Annotated in this window: 14 protein-coding genes and 1 tRNA gene; 3 read left to right on the forward strand and 12 right to left on the reverse strand. The window is 55.0% G+C overall.

Going from position 1 to position 17216, the window contains the following annotated elements; translation table 11 throughout:
* Positions 1–136 precede the first annotated feature (136 nt).
* From tsf to OZX67_RS05290, 6 genes are all read right to left on the reverse strand, one after another.
* Positions 137–988: a translation elongation factor Ts gene (tsf, locus tag OZX67_RS05265; protein ID WP_277141529.1), complete on the reverse strand. Its 852-nt coding sequence runs from the start codon at positions 986–988 to the stop codon at positions 137–139.
* Positions 989–1083: 95 nt separating this feature from the next.
* Positions 1084–1944: a 30S ribosomal protein S2 gene (rpsB, locus tag OZX67_RS05270; RefSeq protein ID WP_277141531.1), complete on the reverse strand. Its 861-nt coding sequence runs from the start codon at positions 1942–1944 to the stop codon at positions 1084–1086.
* A gap of 377 nt (positions 1945–2321) precedes the next feature.
* Positions 2322–2804, reverse strand: a complete 483-nt coding sequence (gene def / locus OZX67_RS05275) for a peptide deformylase (RefSeq protein WP_277141533.1) — start codon at positions 2802–2804, stop codon at positions 2322–2324.
* 34 nt (positions 2805–2838) lie between these two features.
* Positions 2839–4884, reverse strand: coding sequence for an AMP-binding protein (locus OZX67_RS05280; RefSeq protein ID WP_277141537.1), 2046 nt, complete (start codon positions 4882–4884; stop codon positions 2839–2841).
* Between the two features lie 82 nt (positions 4885–4966).
* Positions 4967–5470, reverse strand: coding sequence for an Rv3235 family protein (locus OZX67_RS05285; protein WP_277141539.1), 504 nt, complete (start codon positions 5468–5470; stop codon positions 4967–4969).
* A 227-nt stretch (positions 5471–5697) separates the two neighbouring features.
* A complete protein-coding gene (locus OZX67_RS05290) occupies positions 5698–6822 on the reverse strand; it encodes a GuaB3 family IMP dehydrogenase-related protein (protein ID WP_277141541.1) in 1125 nt (374 codons plus the stop codon).
* Positions 6823–6968: 146 nt separating this feature from the next.
* Here OZX67_RS05290 and OZX67_RS05295 point away from each other — a divergent pair, with 146 nt between their 5' ends.
* Both OZX67_RS05295 and OZX67_RS05300 read left to right on the forward strand, forming a co-directional pair.
* Positions 6969–8192 (forward strand): NADP-dependent isocitrate dehydrogenase, encoded by a 1224-nt coding sequence (locus OZX67_RS05295; RefSeq protein WP_277141543.1) that lies wholly within the window; start codon positions 6969–6971, stop codon positions 8190–8192.
* 124 nt (positions 8193–8316) lie between these two features.
* Complete coding sequence (locus OZX67_RS05300; RefSeq protein WP_277141545.1) at positions 8317–9954, forward strand: hypothetical protein; 1638 nt, start codon at positions 8317–8319, stop codon at positions 9952–9954.
* A gap of 165 nt (positions 9955–10119) precedes the next feature.
* Here OZX67_RS05300 and OZX67_RS05305 read toward each other — a convergent pair whose 3' ends face one another.
* Positions 10120–10857 (reverse strand): M23 family metallopeptidase, encoded by a 738-nt coding sequence (locus tag OZX67_RS05305; RefSeq protein WP_277141547.1) that lies wholly within the window; start codon positions 10855–10857, stop codon positions 10120–10122.
* Between the two features lie 216 nt (positions 10858–11073).
* On the opposite strand from OZX67_RS05305, the gene OZX67_RS05310 reads away from it, so the two are divergent.
* Positions 11074–11709, forward strand: a complete 636-nt coding sequence (locus tag OZX67_RS05310) for a DNA-3-methyladenine glycosylase I (RefSeq protein ID WP_277141548.1) — start codon at positions 11074–11076, stop codon at positions 11707–11709.
* Positions 11710–11939: 230 nt separating this feature from the next.
* Here OZX67_RS05310 and OZX67_RS05315 read toward each other — a convergent pair whose 3' ends face one another.
* From OZX67_RS05315 to tsaB, 5 genes are all read right to left on the reverse strand, one after another.
* The gene (locus OZX67_RS05315; protein WP_277141550.1) at positions 11940–14039 is read right to left on the reverse strand and encodes an acyltransferase family protein; all 2100 of its coding nucleotides are present in this window, start codon (positions 14037–14039) and stop codon (positions 11940–11942) included.
* A gap of 236 nt (positions 14040–14275) precedes the next feature.
* Positions 14276–14348, reverse strand: a tRNA-Asn gene (locus OZX67_RS05320).
* 121 nt (positions 14349–14469) lie between these two features.
* Positions 14470–15513, reverse strand: a complete 1044-nt coding sequence (tsaD, locus tag OZX67_RS05325; protein WP_277141552.1) for a tRNA (adenosine(37)-N6)-threonylcarbamoyltransferase complex transferase subunit TsaD — start codon at positions 15511–15513, stop codon at positions 14470–14472.
* Positions 15510–16169: a ribosomal protein S18-alanine N-acetyltransferase gene (rimI, locus tag OZX67_RS05330; RefSeq protein ID WP_277141554.1), complete on the reverse strand. Its 660-nt coding sequence runs from the start codon at positions 16167–16169 to the stop codon at positions 15510–15512. The genes tsaD and rimI overlap by 4 nt, the downstream gene beginning before the upstream one ends.
* Positions 16147–17079, reverse strand: coding sequence for a tRNA (adenosine(37)-N6)-threonylcarbamoyltransferase complex dimerization subunit type 1 TsaB (gene tsaB, locus OZX67_RS05335; RefSeq protein WP_277141556.1), 933 nt, complete (start codon positions 17077–17079; stop codon positions 16147–16149). The genes rimI and tsaB overlap by 23 nt, the downstream gene beginning before the upstream one ends.
* Between the last annotated feature and the right edge of the window lie 137 nt (positions 17080–17216).

Consider the following 17216-nt stretch of genomic DNA (forward strand, 5'->3'; position numbering starts at 1 on the left):
ATAAATAATATGAAGAATTTAGAATCCTTGTGAAATCACGATAAAGAACCACAAGTAACAGAATAAAAAATGTTGGTCGATATCAGAAGATACCGACCAACATTTATATCAAATCAAAAGCTTCGAAAAGCGAAAATCACTTCTCTTCGCCCTTGCCTACCTCGATGCGGGCGAAGGCGAGCAGTTCGCCACCGGCCTGCTTGAAGAGGTCGCCGACGGACTTGGAGGTGTCCTTGACGTATTCCTGCTCAAGCAGCACGTTCTCCTTGTAGAAGGCGTTCATGCGGCCTTCCACGATCTTGGGGATGATCTTCTCGGGCTTGCCTTCGGCCTGGGACTTCTCGGTGGCCACGCGGCGCTCGGAGGCAACGACATCAGCCGGAACGTCCTCGCGCTTGAGCCACTTGGCGCCCATGGCGGAAATCTGCAGAGCGGCCTCGTGAGCAACCGCTGCGCCCTTCTCGTCGGTGGCGACGATGGCGACGATGCTCGGCGGCATCTCGGCGGACTTCTTGTGCGCGTAAATCTCGACCTTCGGGCCTTCGACCTTGGCCACCTGGCCGACCTTGACGTGCTCGCCGAACAGGGCCGCGGCTTCTTCCACGGTTTCCTTGACGGTGCCATCGGCGGATGGAGCTGCAAGAACTTCCTCCGCGGTCGAGGCACCTGCCTTGATGGCGTCATCAAGCACGCCGTCAGTGAAGGCGACGAACTTCGGGGTCTTGGCCACGAAATCGGTCTCGGAATTGAGCTCGACGGCGTAACCGGCCTGGCCATTGGCGGTGTCGACCACACGGGAGGCGATGGTGCCTTCCTGGGCGGTGCGGCCCTCGCGCTTGCCTGCGGCCTGGATGCCTTTGGCGCGGATGATTTCCTTGGCGCGTGCCACGTCGCCTTCGGCCTCGGTGAGCGCCTTCTTGACGTCCATCATGCCGGCGCCGGTGTCTTCACGCACCTGCTTGATCAAAGCTGCTGTAATTGCTGCCATGTATATCTCCTTGAAATGTTGTAATTCGTACTCAATGCGTCAAAGGCGGCGCGGAAGCCAGAAGTTTCCGACACCGCCTTTTGCACGTAATGCTCTCAGGCATTGGCCTCTTCGACCTTGGTTTCCTCGACCTTGGCCTCTGCAGGGCTGGTTTCGGCGGTGGCGGTTGCGTCCTCGGCGGGCTTCTCATCCTTGTCCTTCAACAAGTCCTTCTCCCAAGCGGCCATCGGCTGCTCGGACTTGTCTTCGGTCTTCTCGGCCTTGCCGCTGCGCTCAAGCAGACCGTCGGCCACGGCGTCGGCCATGAGCGAGGTCAAGAGCTCGATGCCGCGAATGGCGTCATCGTTGGCCGGAATCGGATAATCCACGAGATCGGGATCGGTGTTGGTGTCGACGATGGCGACGACCGGGATGCTCAGCTTGTGGGCTTCCTCAACGGCCAGCGCTTCCTTGTTGATATCGACGACGAACATGGCCGAAGGCGTACGGGTCATGTTGCGGATGCCGCCAAGCTGCTTCTCCAGCTTGTTCTTCTCGCGCTGCAGGAGCAGGAGCTCCTTCTTGGTAAGCCCGGAGCCGTGGACGTCGGTGAAGTCCATCTCTTCCAGTTCCTTCAGGCGCGCGACGCGCTTGGAGACGGTCTGGAAGTTGGTGAGCATGCCGCCAAGCCAGCGCTCGGAAACATAAGGCATGTTGACGCGGGTGGCCTGTGTGGCGATGGCTTCCTGGGCCTGCTTCTTCGTACCGACGAAGAGGACGGTGCCATTGTGAGCCACGGTCTGCTTGATGAAATCGTAAGCCTTGTCGATCAGGTCGAGCGACTTGAAGAGATTGATAATGTGGATGCCGTTGCGCTCCATCAAGATGTACTGCTTCATCTTGGGGTTCCAGCGACGGGTCTGATGGCCGAAGTGCAAACCTGCCTTCAGCATTTCGCTCATAGTGATCTGAGCCATGATACTGCTACCTTTCAGTCGGTTATTGCCTGGCCATGCGGGTCTGAGTGCGACGGTTCCGCTTGAAAAGCGAATCCATCGACCGACACAGTCCGTCACGTGCATAGCGCGAATTCGTGTGTTTGATTGACAATATTCTTTTGCTTCCTCGGCAACGTGACCGCTTTGGAAGCCATTAACACACTGTTCTTTAAAATAGCACAAACATGGTATAAAAGACGGCTATTCGGTATGCGCGTAACCATAACTGCCGCTGTTTCAAGAACAGACAGGCTACGTCTTTTTTGCGGTTCACGTCTGAATAAAAAAATTCGTTCGGATACGGGCTTCATTGTATCCGAACGAGTTATACGTGTTTAAATGCTGCGATAATACGGTCAGCGAGCCTCACGCATGCGACGCATGGCCTCGCGGCGCTCCTCTTTTTCAAGGCGGTCGAGATAGATATGTCCATCGAGATGGTCGGTCTCATGCTGGAGCATACGGCCCATGATGCCGGTGCCTTCCACCACGATGGTTTTGCCGTCAAGGTCGATGCCGCGAACGCGCGCATAATCGGCTCGCCTGGTCTTGTACCAAAGCTTTGGAACCGAGAGGCAGCCTTCGTCGCCGTACTGCTCTCCCCTGGTCTCTTCGATGACAGGGTTCAGGACGTAGCCGAGCTTGCCGTCGATGTTGTAGGAGAAGGCACGCAGGCTGATGCCGATCTGATTGGCTGAAAGGCCCGCGCGGCCGGGATCGTCGACCGTGTCGAGCAAATCCTGCACCATGTTGCGCACGGCTGGGGTTATTTCCCGGATCGGTTCACACGGGGTCCTCAGCACCGGATCGGGCACAACCCTTATTTCTCGTATCGCCAATGCACTGCTCCTCTTGATGCTTTCAAATGGCTGCTTACTTTTCAGCCGGCGAGTCGTTTCCTTGATCGTCAGCCTTGGGAGATTCCTTCCAAGGGTCTTCAACCTCGCGCTCCGCTTCATGCTCGGCAAGACGAACCCCTACATTCTGCTTGGCCTGTTCGTAAGCCTCACGAACCTTCGGGGTCATCGCATCCGTGGCCTGCCGCGCCTTCTCAGCGGTCTTGTCGATGAAGCCCGTGGCAGCCGAGGGTGCCGGCTTGACTCGCGTCTTAGGAGTATAGATCTTCGTATTGATGAGATCGGCATAGTGCTTCAGGACCTCGCCACGCACAACCTTCATACTCGGGGTCAACATGTCGTTTTCCTGTGTGAACTGGTCTGGAACGATAACGAATTTACGCACTGATTCCGCACGCGAGACCGAGCTGTTGGCCTGGTCGATATATTGCTGAACGTAGGAACGGACGGCGTCGTTCTTGCAGATTTCGTCCATCGGCATGTTTTCGTCCATGCCATTGTTGGCCAGCCAGGAACGCACCATTTCAGGGTCGAGTTCAATCAGGGCGGCGATGAAGGGCCGTCCGTCACCGATGACGACAGCGTGGGAGACGATCGGGCAGGTGCCAATGGTGTCTTCCATCGGTGCGGGGCTGACGTTCTTGCCGCCGGCGGTGATGATGATGTCTTTCTTGCGGCCGGTGATATAGACGAAGCCGTCATCATCGATCTGCGCGATGTCGCCGGAATGCACCCAACCGCCCGGTTCCTTGGCTTCGGCGGTCAATTCGGGCTGCTTGTAATAGCCGAGGAAGACGTCTTCGCCGTTGATCAGCAGCTCGTCGTCATCGGCCAGCTTCACGGCGATGCCGGTGCCGGGGCGACCGACGGCTCCGACCTTGTTGAAGTCCTGGAAAGCGACGATGCAGGGGGCGGCGGTTTCGGTCATGCCGTATCCCTGAATGAAGGTGATGCCGTCCATGCCGTTGAAGAAGTGCGCCAGATCGGCATTCATCGGCGCGCCGCCGCAAGCGACATACTTCAGGTTCGGGCCCAAGGCGCTGCGCACCGAAGCGCCGACGGTCTTCATATAGAACTTGTGCTTCAGCCGTTCGGCCAAGCTGTGGCCGCGACCTTCCTGCTGGTCTTTGGACCACTTGACAAAATGATCGAACGCCATGTTGAACACGCGCCCCTGCAATCCGGCTCCGGCCTTCTGCGAGGCAGCATTGTAGACCTTCTCGAAAACGCGCGGGACGCCGAGCAGATAGGTCGGCTTGAACGTGCGAAGGTCGGTGAGCAAATGCTTGGCGCTTGGCGTATAGCCCACCACGCCCTGCGCTCCAATGGCCACGTACTGGATGTAACGGGCGAAGCAGTGAGCCAGAGGCAGGAAGAGCAGCAGTCTGCTTGGCTGGTAGAGCATGTCGTCGAGCACGGCCCAGCCGATGAATGTCGTGGAAACGAAGTTCCTATGGGACAACATGACGCCTTTCGGCTTTCCTGTGGACCCGGAAGTGTAGACAATAGTGAGCATATCGTCGGCACGCACACGGGAAATGGCTTCATCAAGCTCTTCGTCGCTCACCGAAGTCCCGAAATCGGAGACGGCTTCGAGGCCATCCTCCTGAAGGTTGAACACGTATTTGAGATTGTCACGGTCGCGACGGAATTCCTCGAGTGTCTGGGTATGTTCGGCGTCCCCGCCGAAAGCGACAATCGGATCGACGTCTTCGACGATACCCTTGGCCTGCTTGGGCGAGTCCGTTTCGTAAATCGGCACGCTCACGGCTCCGATGGCGGCACAGGCGAAATCGACTACTCCCCATTCGTAACTGGTCGCGGCATAGATGACGACCATGCTTCCGGCCTTGGCACCCAGTCCGATAAGTCCCTTAGAGACCTTACGCACGCGGTCAAGCATCTGGCCGGCTGTAACCGTGTGCCATTGCTGGGTGTCTTCATCGAGCCATTCCGCTATCGGCCCATCAGGGTCCTTCTCGGCTCTTTTGGACAACAGGGAATAAATGGTGTCCTTATCGGTGGTTTTGGTGACAGGATCCAAATAGAATTCTCGCAACATAGGTCTAACTATACGCAACCGTAACCCCAAATGCTACGTTAGCGTAACTTCTATTAGATTCGAGCAGTGCTTGATATCGTGCTTAGCCAAGGTCTGCAGTGGTGCAAATCCAACGTGAACCGCTGCGCCTGAACACCAATGTGACCCAATAAGTGGACTTGCCCACGGACAGGCTTACGACGGTCTCCGTTGTGTCGGGGCTGACCAACGTGGTGTATACCAGCATCGGCACTGCGGGGAGATAACACAACTTGGCCTTGAGCTCCTGATGCGTACGCAAATGGTTTTCCAGCAGATACGACAGCGTTTCAAGACGTTGGATGCAAGGGCCGCTCAGGGCATGTTGAAGGCTCTGCGGGGGCGTCCGTCCACGAACCACATCCAAACTCATACATGCCAATCTGCAGGAAGACAGGCTGAACCTTCTGCATTCCGCCTCGCTCAACTCGCCCGGATAACAACGTGAGATATGGTAGGGAACGGGCCGATTCGACAACTCGATTCGAATCGATCCGTCGTAAGTGGGCAATCCCGAACGCTGCGTAATCGTCATCTGTTGCGGGTGCGTCTGTGCCTGTACGTTCATTATCGAGCCTCTCTTTCATCGTTCTCGCTTAAATCCAGAGCAACAGATTTGTGCTACAAAGTCAAGGCGAAAGAGCTTTTTTGGCAAAAATTCAAGATTTTCAGTGATTTTCGCAGAAAACCTTGAATTTTATACGATGACAATGATCATGATCCGATGATTAGCCAATAAAAAAATGGGCTGTCTGATTGCTCGAACAGCCCACTAACAATAAATGATCGCGTCGATCAACCCAGATGAGAAAGCGTGACCGCGACGTCGCAATGCTGGAAGTTCTTGAGGTCAACATATCCGGTGGAAGCCATGGCACGGCGCAGGGCACCGATGAAGTTCACCGTTCCATCGGCGTTGTGGCTGGGCCCGAAGAGAATCTGCTGCAACGGAGCGACCGTACCGACCTTCGTGCGCTTTCCGCGAGGAAGCGAGGGATGACGAGCTTCAGCGCCCCAATGAGTGCCCTTCCCGGGAGCCTCTTCGGCGCGTGCCAGAGGCGCTCCGAGCATTACCGCGTCAGCGCCCATCGCCAAAGCCTTTACGAACGAGCCGGAAGTACCCATCCCACCGTCGGCGATGATCTGCACATAACGGCCGCCGGATTCATCCATGTAATCGCGGCGGGCCTCGGCCACATCTGCAATCGCGGTCGCGAGCGGTGCATGGACTCCGATGGTGGCGCGGGTTGCGGAAACCGCTCCGCCGCCGAAACCGACGAGCACACCGGCCGCACCTGTACGCATAAGATGCAGGGCGGCGGTATAGCTGGCTGCTCCCCCGACAATGACCGGAACGTCAAGGTCGTAGATGAATTTCTTCAAGTTCAATGGTTCGTGGCTTTCCGAGACGTGCTCGGCAGAAACCGCAGTGCCACGGATGACGAAAAGATCGACTCCCGCGTCAATCACGGTCGAATAGAATTCCTGGGTACGCTGGGGCGAAAGAGCGCCAGCCACCGTCACACCGGCGTCACGAATCTCGTGCAGACGACGTGTGATCAGTTCCGGCTTGATCGGCTCCTCATAGATTTGCTGCAGACGGGCGGTGGCATCGGCTTCATCGAGCTGGCTTATTTCGTCGAGGAGAGGCTGCGGATCATCGTAACGTGTCCACAATCCTTCAAGATCGAGTACGCCGAGTGCCCCGAGCTTGCCCATGGCAATCGCCGTGGCGGGGCTAGTCACCGAATCCATCGGAGCGGAAAGCACCGGGACGTCGAACTGATAGGCATCAATCTGCCATGCCGTCGACACGTCCTTCGGGTCGCGGGTCCTGCGTGAAGGGACGATAGCGATATCATCCAACGAATAGGCCAGACGGCCCTTTTTGCCCAAACCGATTTCAATTTCCTGAGTCATGGCTTCAAGGTTACTTCCCATACGTGACGAGGACCACCGATTGGAAAATCAGGAAAACAGCGTCTCGTCAGTCAGTCAAAGCAACACCGATGACATATTTTGGAGTGATAATTATTTCATATTCCTTATTACAAGAAAGAGCAAGCATGGAAAAAATCAAGGTCAAAGGGACGATAGCCGAACTCGACGGCGACGAAATGACGAGAGTGATATGGAAGGATATTAAAAACCGCCTTATCCTGCCTTACCTCGACGTCAATCTTGATTACTATGACCTCGGCATCGAAAACCGCGACGCAACAAACGACCAGGTAACCATCGACGCGGCCAATGCCATCAAGAAGCACCATGTCGGCGTCAAATGCGCCACCATCACGCCCGACGAAGCGCGTGTCAAGGAATTCAACCTGAAAAAGATGTGGAAGTCGCCGAATGGGACGATCCGCAACATTCTCGGCGGCACGATTTTCCGCGAACCCATCGTGATCTCGAATATTCCTCGTTTGGTCCCCGGCTGGAAGAAGCCGATTGTCGTGGCAAGGCATGCGTTCGGCGACCAGTACAAAGCAACTGATTTCAAAGTGGGCAAGCCTGGACGCCTGACGGTGACGTTCACTCCGGAAGACGGCAGTGAACCCATCGAACACGTGGTCTATGACTATCCGGGCGCCGGCGTTGCACAGGTGCAATACAACCTTGATGATTCCATCCGTGGATTCGCGCGAGCCTGCTTCAACTACGGGCTCATGCGGCACTACCCGGTCTACCTTTCCACCAAGAACACGATTCTCAAGGCCTACGACGGTGAGTTCAAGGACATTTTCGCCGAAGTCTACGAAAACGAATACAAGGTTCGCTTTGAGGCGGAAGGGTTGACTTACGAGCACCGGCTTATCGATGACATGGTGGCCAGCACGATGAAGTGGCATGGCGGCTATATCTGGGCGTGCAAGAACTACGACGGCGATGTGCAATCCGACTCAGTGGCGCAGGGCTTCGGTTCGCTGGGACTGATGACTTCAGTGCTGATGACCCCCGATGGCAAGACGGTAGAAGCCGAGGCGGCGCACGGCACCGTGACGCGTCATTATCGTCGTTGGCTCAAAGGTGAGAAGACCTCGACCAATCCCATCGCTTCGATTTACGCATGGACCGGCGGGCTCAAGCAGCGCGCCAAGCTTGACGAGACTCCTGAAGTCGGGTATTTCGCCGAAACCCTGGAACAGGTCATCATCAAGACGGTGGAAAGCGGAAAGATGACCAAGGATCTGGCGATGCTCATCGGCCCGGATCAGCCTTGGCTTGACACAGAGGGCTTCATGGACGCATTGGATGAGGAGCTGAAAAAGGAACTGAACCAATCGCGTTAGTCCATGGTTTAATTTGGCGCCGTCGCATAACATTGCAAGTATTCATATGCGGCGGTGCTTTCATATCGCCCCCAGACTACTATCAATCTTGGTTGATTCGAAGCATATTAAAGAAGGATGACTCATGACGACGCGCGGCAAGCATTCCTTGGCACGTTTCCTGGCTTTCGCCACGGCTGCAATCCTGACGATGACTTCGGCAGCTTGCGGCAGCGGGCATCAGGATGCGGGAACCACCTCGATCGACACCGATAAGGTATCGGTGAGTTCGGCAGCAGCCAAAAGCAATGTCATGATTTTCACCCCATCCGATGGGATTTCCATATCATCGCACACTCCGCTGAGCAAATGGGCCAAGTTCGCGCCGGCAGTCACGAAATCGCTTACCGATGCAGGTTTCCAATCCAAGAACATCAAAGTGAAGACTGACGGCAACCTCACCAAGCAGAGTGATGATGTGCAGGACTATGTGGTCAACCAGCTTTCCGCCGCATCCGATGACATCAACCACCACACGACACTGATCGTCGCACCCGCAATCTCCGAGAACAAAGGCAACGAACAATATGGCGACTACGTCACCAATCCGAGTGACGCACCGACGTATGACACAGAAAAACCGATGACCACAGCCAATACAAATGCCAACAGCGATACGGATTCCAAAACTTCATCCTCGTCTTCTGACAAATCAGCGCAGACACAAAACGGAAACACAAAAGGCGATACCGAGGAGAACGACGAGGCCACAGCAGGCAAGCGGTTGGTAAAAACCTTGAAACTGGCGAAAAAGGCAGGGGCACGCACCGTCATTCTCGCCAATCCCCTGGCCGGCTTTACTCCGGATATTTTCGTGAGCATGTCGACCCCGCGTCAGATCGGCGCCTTGCAGGCGGAACAACTCGTATCGAAACTTGCGTTGGAGAAAACGACCAATATGCATCCCAAATCCGTTGAGGTCATGATTCCCATCGGTGAAGACGGCGATTCGACCGCCGGCAACACCGACGCATTTGCCGAAGAAGCCTTTGCAGGGATATGGGACGTCCTCCAGCCTTATTTCAAGGACGGACGAGCCGTAAGCCCGTCAAAGAAGCTCACCGCAACCACGACCGACAAAGATTGGGAATCCGTTTCATTCAAAGCAACCAAAACCGCAGAGGTGAAAAACGAGCTGGACACGAGGCTCACCGACTCAACCAAAGACGGCAAGACGCTTCACGTCGACGGCATTCTTGCCATGAACGATTTCGTTTCGTCGGCGGTGGTTGATGAGCTGACCAGCCTCAAATATACCGGCACCGCAGCCGACATCAATCCAGAAATCGAAGTATCCGGCATTGTCGGCACGCTCACCGGCAAACACAATCTCGATAAGATTGCGCCTCCGAAGCCGAAGGACAGCAAAGAAAGCAACACCAAGGGAGAAGCACAGTCGCAATCCGACAGTGAAGGCGACATGGCTTGGCCGATCATCACCGGTTACGGTGCGTATGTCGATATGATGCCCGATGTGGTCAATGGAAAGCAATGGATGACAGGAATGGAAAATATCCAAAAACTGTCACAAGACATCGCCGGAGCGACTGCCATCATCGAAGCCGGGAAAAACGTGACCGAACTTCCCTATGTCAAGACGGCAACGATCAACGGCGCAAAGATGAACGCCATCCATGAAAAGCCGATGGCCATCAGCGCCGGCAATCTCAAGCATTTGCTTATTGAACCCGGATACATCTCACTGGCGGATGCAGGACTATAAAAACAGAATTATTGCCAGACTGCCCTTAACGCCTTGTCCCGTAAGATAGATTGTAAGACATTATCCGTTGAAATGATTGTCTCATCGCCGTCCCTCACTTAAACAAGGACTTCTGGATTATGGGGAAGCAAGCCTTTGTTCTACCGAACAGGCCGAGTCAACCCATTACTGGGAAACAGGTTTGAGCACTATCTTTCTCTTCGATGCCAGTTGCTGAGGGTCCCGGTATTCCTTTCTGCTTTTGCGAACTCCCCAATGCACGCAGATTCCGGTGCAATGGTCCGAAACGCCTTTGACCACACCAATCGGCATTCCCTTGACCACCGGCGTTCCCATCGGCAGAAGCGTCTGGGCCGGTTCCAGAGTCAAAGTGAGACTTTTATGACGGATGCTTACCACCGATTTTCCCGCCACGTTCCCGGCGAAACTGATGAAGCCGCTTGCCGGTGCGAACAATGGAGTGTCCTCTATCGCCGCGATATCGACGCCACGATGACCCGGTCCCCAAACCTGTTTGGGAGCCTTGAACCGCCTCGTCACCACATGTGGCAGTACCGGCCATCTCATATTGGCTTTGCACCCTTTTTCGTTGTGAACCGGAGGATCCACAGATCCGATCGGTTCAATGAATCCCAGCGAACGTTGGGGCAAAGCCGTCGTGGATTCATGGGCCTCACCAATGTCTTTGGACGAATCCAATGTTTCGTCCAACGTGGTGTCAGTCGCAGCGGAGGCTTCATGCCCACCCGTCGCAAAGCCTATGAACAACACAGCAAATACCGCAAGAATCGTCACCAGTCCCCAAAGAAAGCCAACGAGCTTCTTCCTGAGTTGTTGCCTTGCGAGTCTCAATCGTTCCCGTTTGAGCTGTTGTTTCTCTCTATCGTCCATCATCGTTGCCATGCCTCCTTTCATTGCAACATTGGCATTAACCGTCCCGCCCTTCCACTATCCCCCATATCCTCCAAATAGCGGAGCAAAAACGAGTGGTGTGGTCGAATGACCCCGGTTATCCACAACGTCCGGGCGTGTCGCAAAAGTTATGCACCGGATATGCACAAATGCCGGGGCTCACGAGTATAAAAGACATAGCGTTTTAAAGAAAGGAACGCTCGACGTATGAACACGGAAAGAAAACCGACAGAGACGAATCCGAAAAACACGGCCGGCAACCCAACAATTGACGGCGACGGCCTGCAACGTTGCTGGCCGCAATCGTATCTGGGGTTGAGCCACGACATGCTGGTCTACCACGACACCGAGTGGGGCACGCCCTGCTATGACTCCCAAGCCCTTTTCGAACGGCTCGCGCTTGAGGCCATGCAGGCTGGGCTTTCGTGGAACACCATCATCAACAAGCGCAAGGCGATCGATGCGGCGTTCCATGATTTCGATATCGAACGCGTTGCGCAGATGAGTGACGAAATACCTGAGCTGATGGAAGACAAAGCCATCATCCGCAACAGGCGGAAAATCGAGGCCACTATCCATAACGCCCAGGTCGCGCTGGAATTGGGTAGGCCATTCGCCGATTATATTTGGGGCTTCGCACCTGACGGGCCGCGCGTGAACAGGCCGAAAAGCCGGGAAGAGGTTCCCGCAGTGACCCGGAAATCAATCGAGATGAGCAAGGCCATGAAAAAGGCAGGGTTCAAGTTCGTCGGCCCGACCACCATGTACGCCTATATGCAATCGACAGGCATGGTCAACGACCACTTGCAGGGCTGCTTCAGATGCCCCGAAACGGATAAATGATTGAACACGCGCCGCATATATATCAAAGACGCCACCAAATGTGTCTCTAGCATCCGAAACGGATAAATGATTGTATAGGTGCCCCAATGTCCGGCTTCGCGAACGTTTGTGATATCGACTAATTTCCAGCGACTTTTAGAAATACGAGCTGATATGTTTCAAATCGAATAATAACCATCGTTCGCAGGATAGCTATTGATGCCTGTTCAATAAGCCATTGCTGCTATGGATCATTGCCCGCACAACCCTTGGCGCAGCATGATACCGTAAGCCGCACGTCCGCCGTTCTCGCCGGGAGTCAAATGGGTGCCATCGTCATAGAAATATTCAGGATGCATGTTGCTGACGGAATACCAATCCAGCAGACCGACATTCTTGTGTTTGGCGACCACCGAACGAAGAATCTGATTGTTCGAATCCTGCCAGGAATCCGGCGAACGGACCGTGGTGAGATACAACGGCTCATCGCCCACGGCCGCTATCAGATCCTCAACCTGCTGTTCGTCGGCGATGCGGTCATTGGTTCCCAACGCCATGACGACAACGCTTCCAGCCTCGCCTTGGGCCTGATGCTGCTGATAGAGGTCAGAGCCCGTTGCAAAATGGCGCCCGACCATATTGTCCTGAACGCTGGCCGGAATGTGCTGCTGGACGAAATCGTGCGCGCCCATTTCCACTGAATCGCTGATGATCAGAGGATTCGCGCTGCATGAGCCGGTTGCGGCATCATACGTCCAACCTTTGGTGTCAAGGTTCTTCGGGACTTTGGCGGCTACCGGCACCAGACGAGGGGGCAGATTAACCGACGGCTTGGGTACCGCCGACCGGCGCAACGTCAACAGGTCGCGCCTGATCGGAGTGGCTATGCCAAGGCTATGTTCGACCGAAAGGTATTCGCGGCGCAGGGAAGCCGAACGCCGAGCGGCAATCTGATTGAAATCGACGGGAAGAGCCGTGCACACCAGCACCGCCACCACACCGCAGAAAGCCAGGATTTTGGTGACCAGACGCATTTCCCGGAACGGAGCTTTCCCTTCAGGAGGCACAACCTTGCGCAACGCCTCGGCCACCTGGTAGAAACCTTCACATACCGCCCAAAGTATGAGGAACTGGACGATCCATTCCCACCAACGCAGTGGCTGGGTACGAATCGCCGGGTTCATGAATTCGAGCAACGGGTAATGAACCAGATAAATCGAGAAGGAACGCGACCCGATATAGCGCAATACTCTTGAGCCCAACACAGAACTACAGAGATTCCCGGGAATCAGAACGATGGCCAAGAGCAGGGCAACGATAATGGCAACAGCTTGCAGGCCACCACGGTAAAGCATAGTGTCATTGCCGCCGGAAACGCAATACAGAACGATCAGAGCGGCCAAAAGACAAAATCCGGCACCGGCAAACAACAGATTCACCGGACTGGACCAACTTCCGGTATTCGCCGTTTTTTCTTTTTCTTCCTTTTCGCCGTGTTTGATTTCCGCCCGTTCGACCATGAACGAGAGCAAAGCGCCGATCATCAGTTCCGAAAAACGCGTGTCAAGTCCGTAATAGACACGGGACACATCCGCTCCCGGCACGTAAAGAATCACCATTAGAGCGGTGGAAATAGCGGCAAGTAGGAAGGTGGCAAGGAACCTGGTTCGCAATTTCAGGTTAAGCCGGTGCATCAGCCACAGCACGGAAACCCAGACCAGATAGAACTGCATGGTGACGGCAAGAAACCACAAGTGTGTGAGTGGTGACGGGAGCCCGGCCGCGGTGAAATACGAGACCTTACGGAAGATGTAGACCCAGTTGCTGGCGTACAGCGCACTCGGCAGCGCATCAAGGTGCAGCTTCGGCAGCATTCCCGGAGACAGCAAATAGGCGGTCGGTACGACCAATGCGATCAGCGAGAGCAACGGGAAAGTCAGACGCTTGATTTTGCGCCAAAGATAACTTGCGTAATGGAACCCTTGCGGGCTGGCCATCCGTCGTTCCACGCTGCCGGTAATCAGGAAACCGGAGATGACGAAGAAAATGGTGACGCCGAGAAACCCGCCGCTGAGCAGCGAGGGGCGGACGTGGTAAGCGACCACCCCGATAATCGCCAAAGCACGCAGACCGTCGATGGCGTCGTTCCGGGAAAAGACAGAAGGACGGGAAGGATTGGTGGACTGGGAGGATTCCGAAGGACCAGAAAGCTCGGAAGTACCGGAAGAATCAGAGGCATGGGAAGAGATGGAAGTAAGAGGCGATTGTACACGATGCGAGGATTCAGCAGGATTGGAAGAAGACGCGTTGATTTCAGCGGGTTTTGGGCTATTCCCGGTGCGTCCCAACATCAACCTCTTTTTCGTTTCTTATCATTCCGTGGCCAGTCGAGCTACGGTCACAAGGCAGTACATTAACAAAGGGCATAGATGCTTTAATGCGGTTGACACGCCGCCAAGCGTCTGGGCCTGCCTGAATGTTTTCGGTACAGTTTGGTGCGCACTTGGTGCGCACGCGTAAAGTTGATGGAACGTAATCAAAAACGAAAAATTCCCAGAACCTTTAAGATCCCAGGAATTTCATTCCGCTCCCGCAGCTGGGCTTGAACCAGCGACATTCTGATTAACAGTCAGACGCTCTGCCAACTGAGCTATGCGGGAATGTCCCGTACGGAACTCGAAGCACCGCACAAGAAATATATTCTATACAAGAATCACCATCACGCAACCCCAATGGCGTGTCGCTTGGATTTTGCGGGGTGTCACGATTGCGGCAACAAACTCACACGCTGATGACGTTCATGGGCATTGCAGAGTCGATGGGGAAATCAGGTGAGGAAGGCTTGACGCCGGCCTCGACCAAATTGACGCCGAGCATGGCGACCATCGCGCCGTTGTCGGTGCAGAGCTTGATTTGCGGGATGCGAACCTCGACGCCATGCTCCTTGCCGACCTCGAGCAGTTTGGCGCGCAGTTGAGAATTCGCAGAGAAACCGCCGCCGACGATCAACGTCTTGGAATCGTATTCCTCGCAACCGTGCATGGCTTTGTTGGAAAGTACCGTGGCCACGGAATCCGCCAACGAGGCACAGACATCATCAACCGGAATCTCCTTGCCCGCCGCCTGCTGGGCTTCAACCCAGCGAGCCACGGCAGTCTTGACACCGGAGAAGCTGAAATCGTAAGGATGATCCTTGCCCGCCTTGCCCCTGGTGAGGCCCTGCGGCACCTTGATGGCGTGCGGATCACCCAGTTGACCGTGTCTGTCGATATGAGGGCCACCAGGGTAGGGGAACCCTAGCAGACGGGCGACCTTGTCAAAGCACTCCCCTGCGGCGTCATCAAGCGTCGTGCCGACCACATCGACGTGACGTGCCACGTCCTCGACGTGCAGCAATGACGTGTGACCGCCGGAAACGATCAATGCCAATGTATCTTTCGGGAATGGACCGAACTGCAACTGAGTGACGGCGATATGGCCGATGACGTGGTTGATGCCATAAATCGGCTTGTTAGCAGCCCATGCCAGCGCTTTGGCTCCGGAAACGCCGACCGCCAAACATCCGGCGAGACCCGGGCCTGCCGAAACCGCGATGGCGTCCACATCGGAGAGTTCCATATTCGCATCCGTCAACGCCTTGCTGACGACGGGCACGAAGGCCTCCGCGTGGGCGCGCGAAGCAATCTCCGGAATGACCCCACCGTAACGCGCATGTTCCTCCATCGAGGAAGCCACGACGTTGGAAACCAGCGTACGTCCACGCACAATGGCCGCCGCGGTCTCATCGCAGGTGGATTCGATGCCAAGTACTGTAAGTTCGCTCATTGATTGTGCTCCATGTTCTGTTTCTCGCTGCCAAATCCCATGATATGCGTTTCAAGGTCCAACACCATTTGCGTGGCGTCAACGCCTCCGGGCTGATAGTAATGTCGTAAGAGACCGATATCCGTGAATCCACGGCTTCGATAGAGACGTTTTGCCGGCTCATTGTCGACGCGGACTTCCAGCTTGATACGACGGACATCGTAAAGACGTGCGTATTGAATCAGCCTGTCGAGAAGGTTCTTGGCAATGCCTTTTCTCTGGAAGCGTTTGGCGACACCGATGGTGAGGATTTCGGCTTCACCATCAGCATGCCACATGCCCACGTATCCGCGCATAATTTCATCGTCCATAACCGGTTGAGTCGGTTTTATTGACTTTTGGACAAGCCGCACATTACCTTCAGTAGCATCGGCTGAATCTGTAGTATCGATGACATCACTGCTCTCAGCATCGTCGCCGACATCATTAACATCGACAACATCCGCCAGATAGATTCTGGAAGTGTCGGCCGCCTCGTGACGCAGTGTCTGCAAATCCCAAGCCTGCGCACCGAAAAGCTCTGTCTCAAGCTTGCAAGCAGCCTCCAATGCCCACTGCTGGTCAAGCTCACCGAATTCTACGATCATCGGGTACTCAGGCCTTCGTGGCCCCGGCATGATTCAAAACATGCTTTAGCGGGTTGGGTACGGAAACGTCGGGACGGCGCAGATATAACGGTTCGACCGGCTTTACCGCGCCTTCGCTGTCGTTGCCAAGCTCGTTGCCGCTATCACTTGGATTACTAAGATCGATACCGTTACTGGCCTTGGCGCAGTCCGCAAAAATCTGCAGACCTGTTGCCCCGGTGTCCAATACAGAATTGTCGATAACGCAACCCAGCATATCGCCGAAATTCTGCCAAACTTCGGAATATTTCGAAACGCCGTGACCGACGATATCGATACGGTATTGACCCTGAGAAGCGGCTGTTTTAGCAAGTTCCTGAACAGCCTGGTTGATTCGTTCGACGATATGCTGAGGATAATCGATATCCATGTTGACTAACGTGGAAACGAAAGACTGAGGTTTTGCGGTCGCAGATCCTTGATTTCCAGCGTATTCTCCCGTGCAGGTATTTTCATCGCAGTAAAGCGCGAAATAAAGCTGGCGTCGACGGGCGTCATTGACGGCCAAGGTGAGGTGACGGGTGTTTTGTTCGTCTGAAGCTTTTTCTATCGCATTAAGAAAATTACAAGCTTCAGGTCGCGAATCACCTTGACGATTCAGCTTCATCATCCATGCCTGCGGCTCAAGGATGTCCTGACCGAGCAGCTGTGCGCCGGTTGCGTAGGCGATGGCTTTGGCTGCCACGACGCCGGCACGAAGGCCCGTAAACGGCGCTGGACCAACACCGACAACGATGCGATCGAGATCCTGCGGAGTAAGCCCGGCCTGACCTACAGCCTTGCCGATATTGACCTGCAGCTTTTCGACGTGGGTACGTGAATCGGTCTCCACGATGGGCTCATGGCCCAAGACACCGACCGTCGAACCGAATGAGGTATCGATGACCAACGTGTTCGTCATTTTTGTTTTTCTCCTACTATTCCACGCTACCCAGTCGGCAATGTTCCAATCGCCAGACCAAGATTCATGCCGTTGTTACTGTACATCGCCGACATAACCGACAAAACTCAGCACGTTTCATTGGCAATTTGCAGAAC

Source organism: Bifidobacterium sp. ESL0728, from assembly GCF_029392015.1.
Lineage (GTDB): Bacteria > Actinomycetota > Actinomycetes > Actinomycetales > Bifidobacteriaceae > Bifidobacterium.

Coding starts and splice junctions, on each gene's coding strand:
- tsf (WP_277141529.1), bottom strand. CDS start 988: ATGGCAGCAATTACAGCAGCTTTGATCAAGCAGGTGCGTGAAGACACC.
- rpsB (WP_277141531.1), bottom strand. CDS start 1,944: ATGGCTCAGATCACTATGAGCGAAATGCTGAAGGCAGGTTTGCACTTC.
- OZX67_RS05280 (WP_277141537.1), bottom strand. CDS start 4,884: ATGTTGCGAGAATTCTATTTGGATCCTGTCACCAAAACCACCGATAAG.
- OZX67_RS05285 (WP_277141539.1), bottom strand. CDS start 5,470: ATGAACGTACAGGCACAGACGCACCCGCAACAGATGACGATTACGCAG.
- OZX67_RS05290 (WP_277141541.1), bottom strand. CDS start 6,822: ATGACTCAGGAAATTGAAATCGGTTTGGGCAAAAAGGGCCGTCTGGCC.
- OZX67_RS05295 (WP_277141543.1), top strand. CDS start 6,969: ATGGAAAAAATCAAGGTCAAAGGGACGATAGCCGAACTCGACGGCGAC.
- OZX67_RS05300 (WP_277141545.1), top strand. CDS start 8,317: ATGACGACGCGCGGCAAGCATTCCTTGGCACGTTTCCTGGCTTTCGCC.
- OZX67_RS05305 (WP_277141547.1), bottom strand. CDS start 10,857: ATGGCAACGATGATGGACGATAGAGAGAAACAACAGCTCAAACGGGAA.
- OZX67_RS05310 (WP_277141548.1), top strand. CDS start 11,074: ATGAACACGGAAAGAAAACCGACAGAGACGAATCCGAAAAACACGGCC.
- OZX67_RS05315 (WP_277141550.1), bottom strand. CDS start 14,039: ATGTTGGGACGCACCGGGAATAGCCCAAAACCCGCTGAAATCAACGCG.
- tsaD (WP_277141552.1), bottom strand. CDS start 15,513: ATGAGCGAACTTACAGTACTTGGCATCGAATCCACCTGCGATGAGACC.
- rimI (WP_277141554.1), bottom strand. CDS start 16,169: ATGCCGGGGCCACGAAGGCCTGAGTACCCGATGATCGTAGAATTCGGT.
- tsaB (WP_277141556.1), bottom strand. CDS start 17,079: ATGACGAACACGTTGGTCATCGATACCTCATTCGGTTCGACGGTCGGT.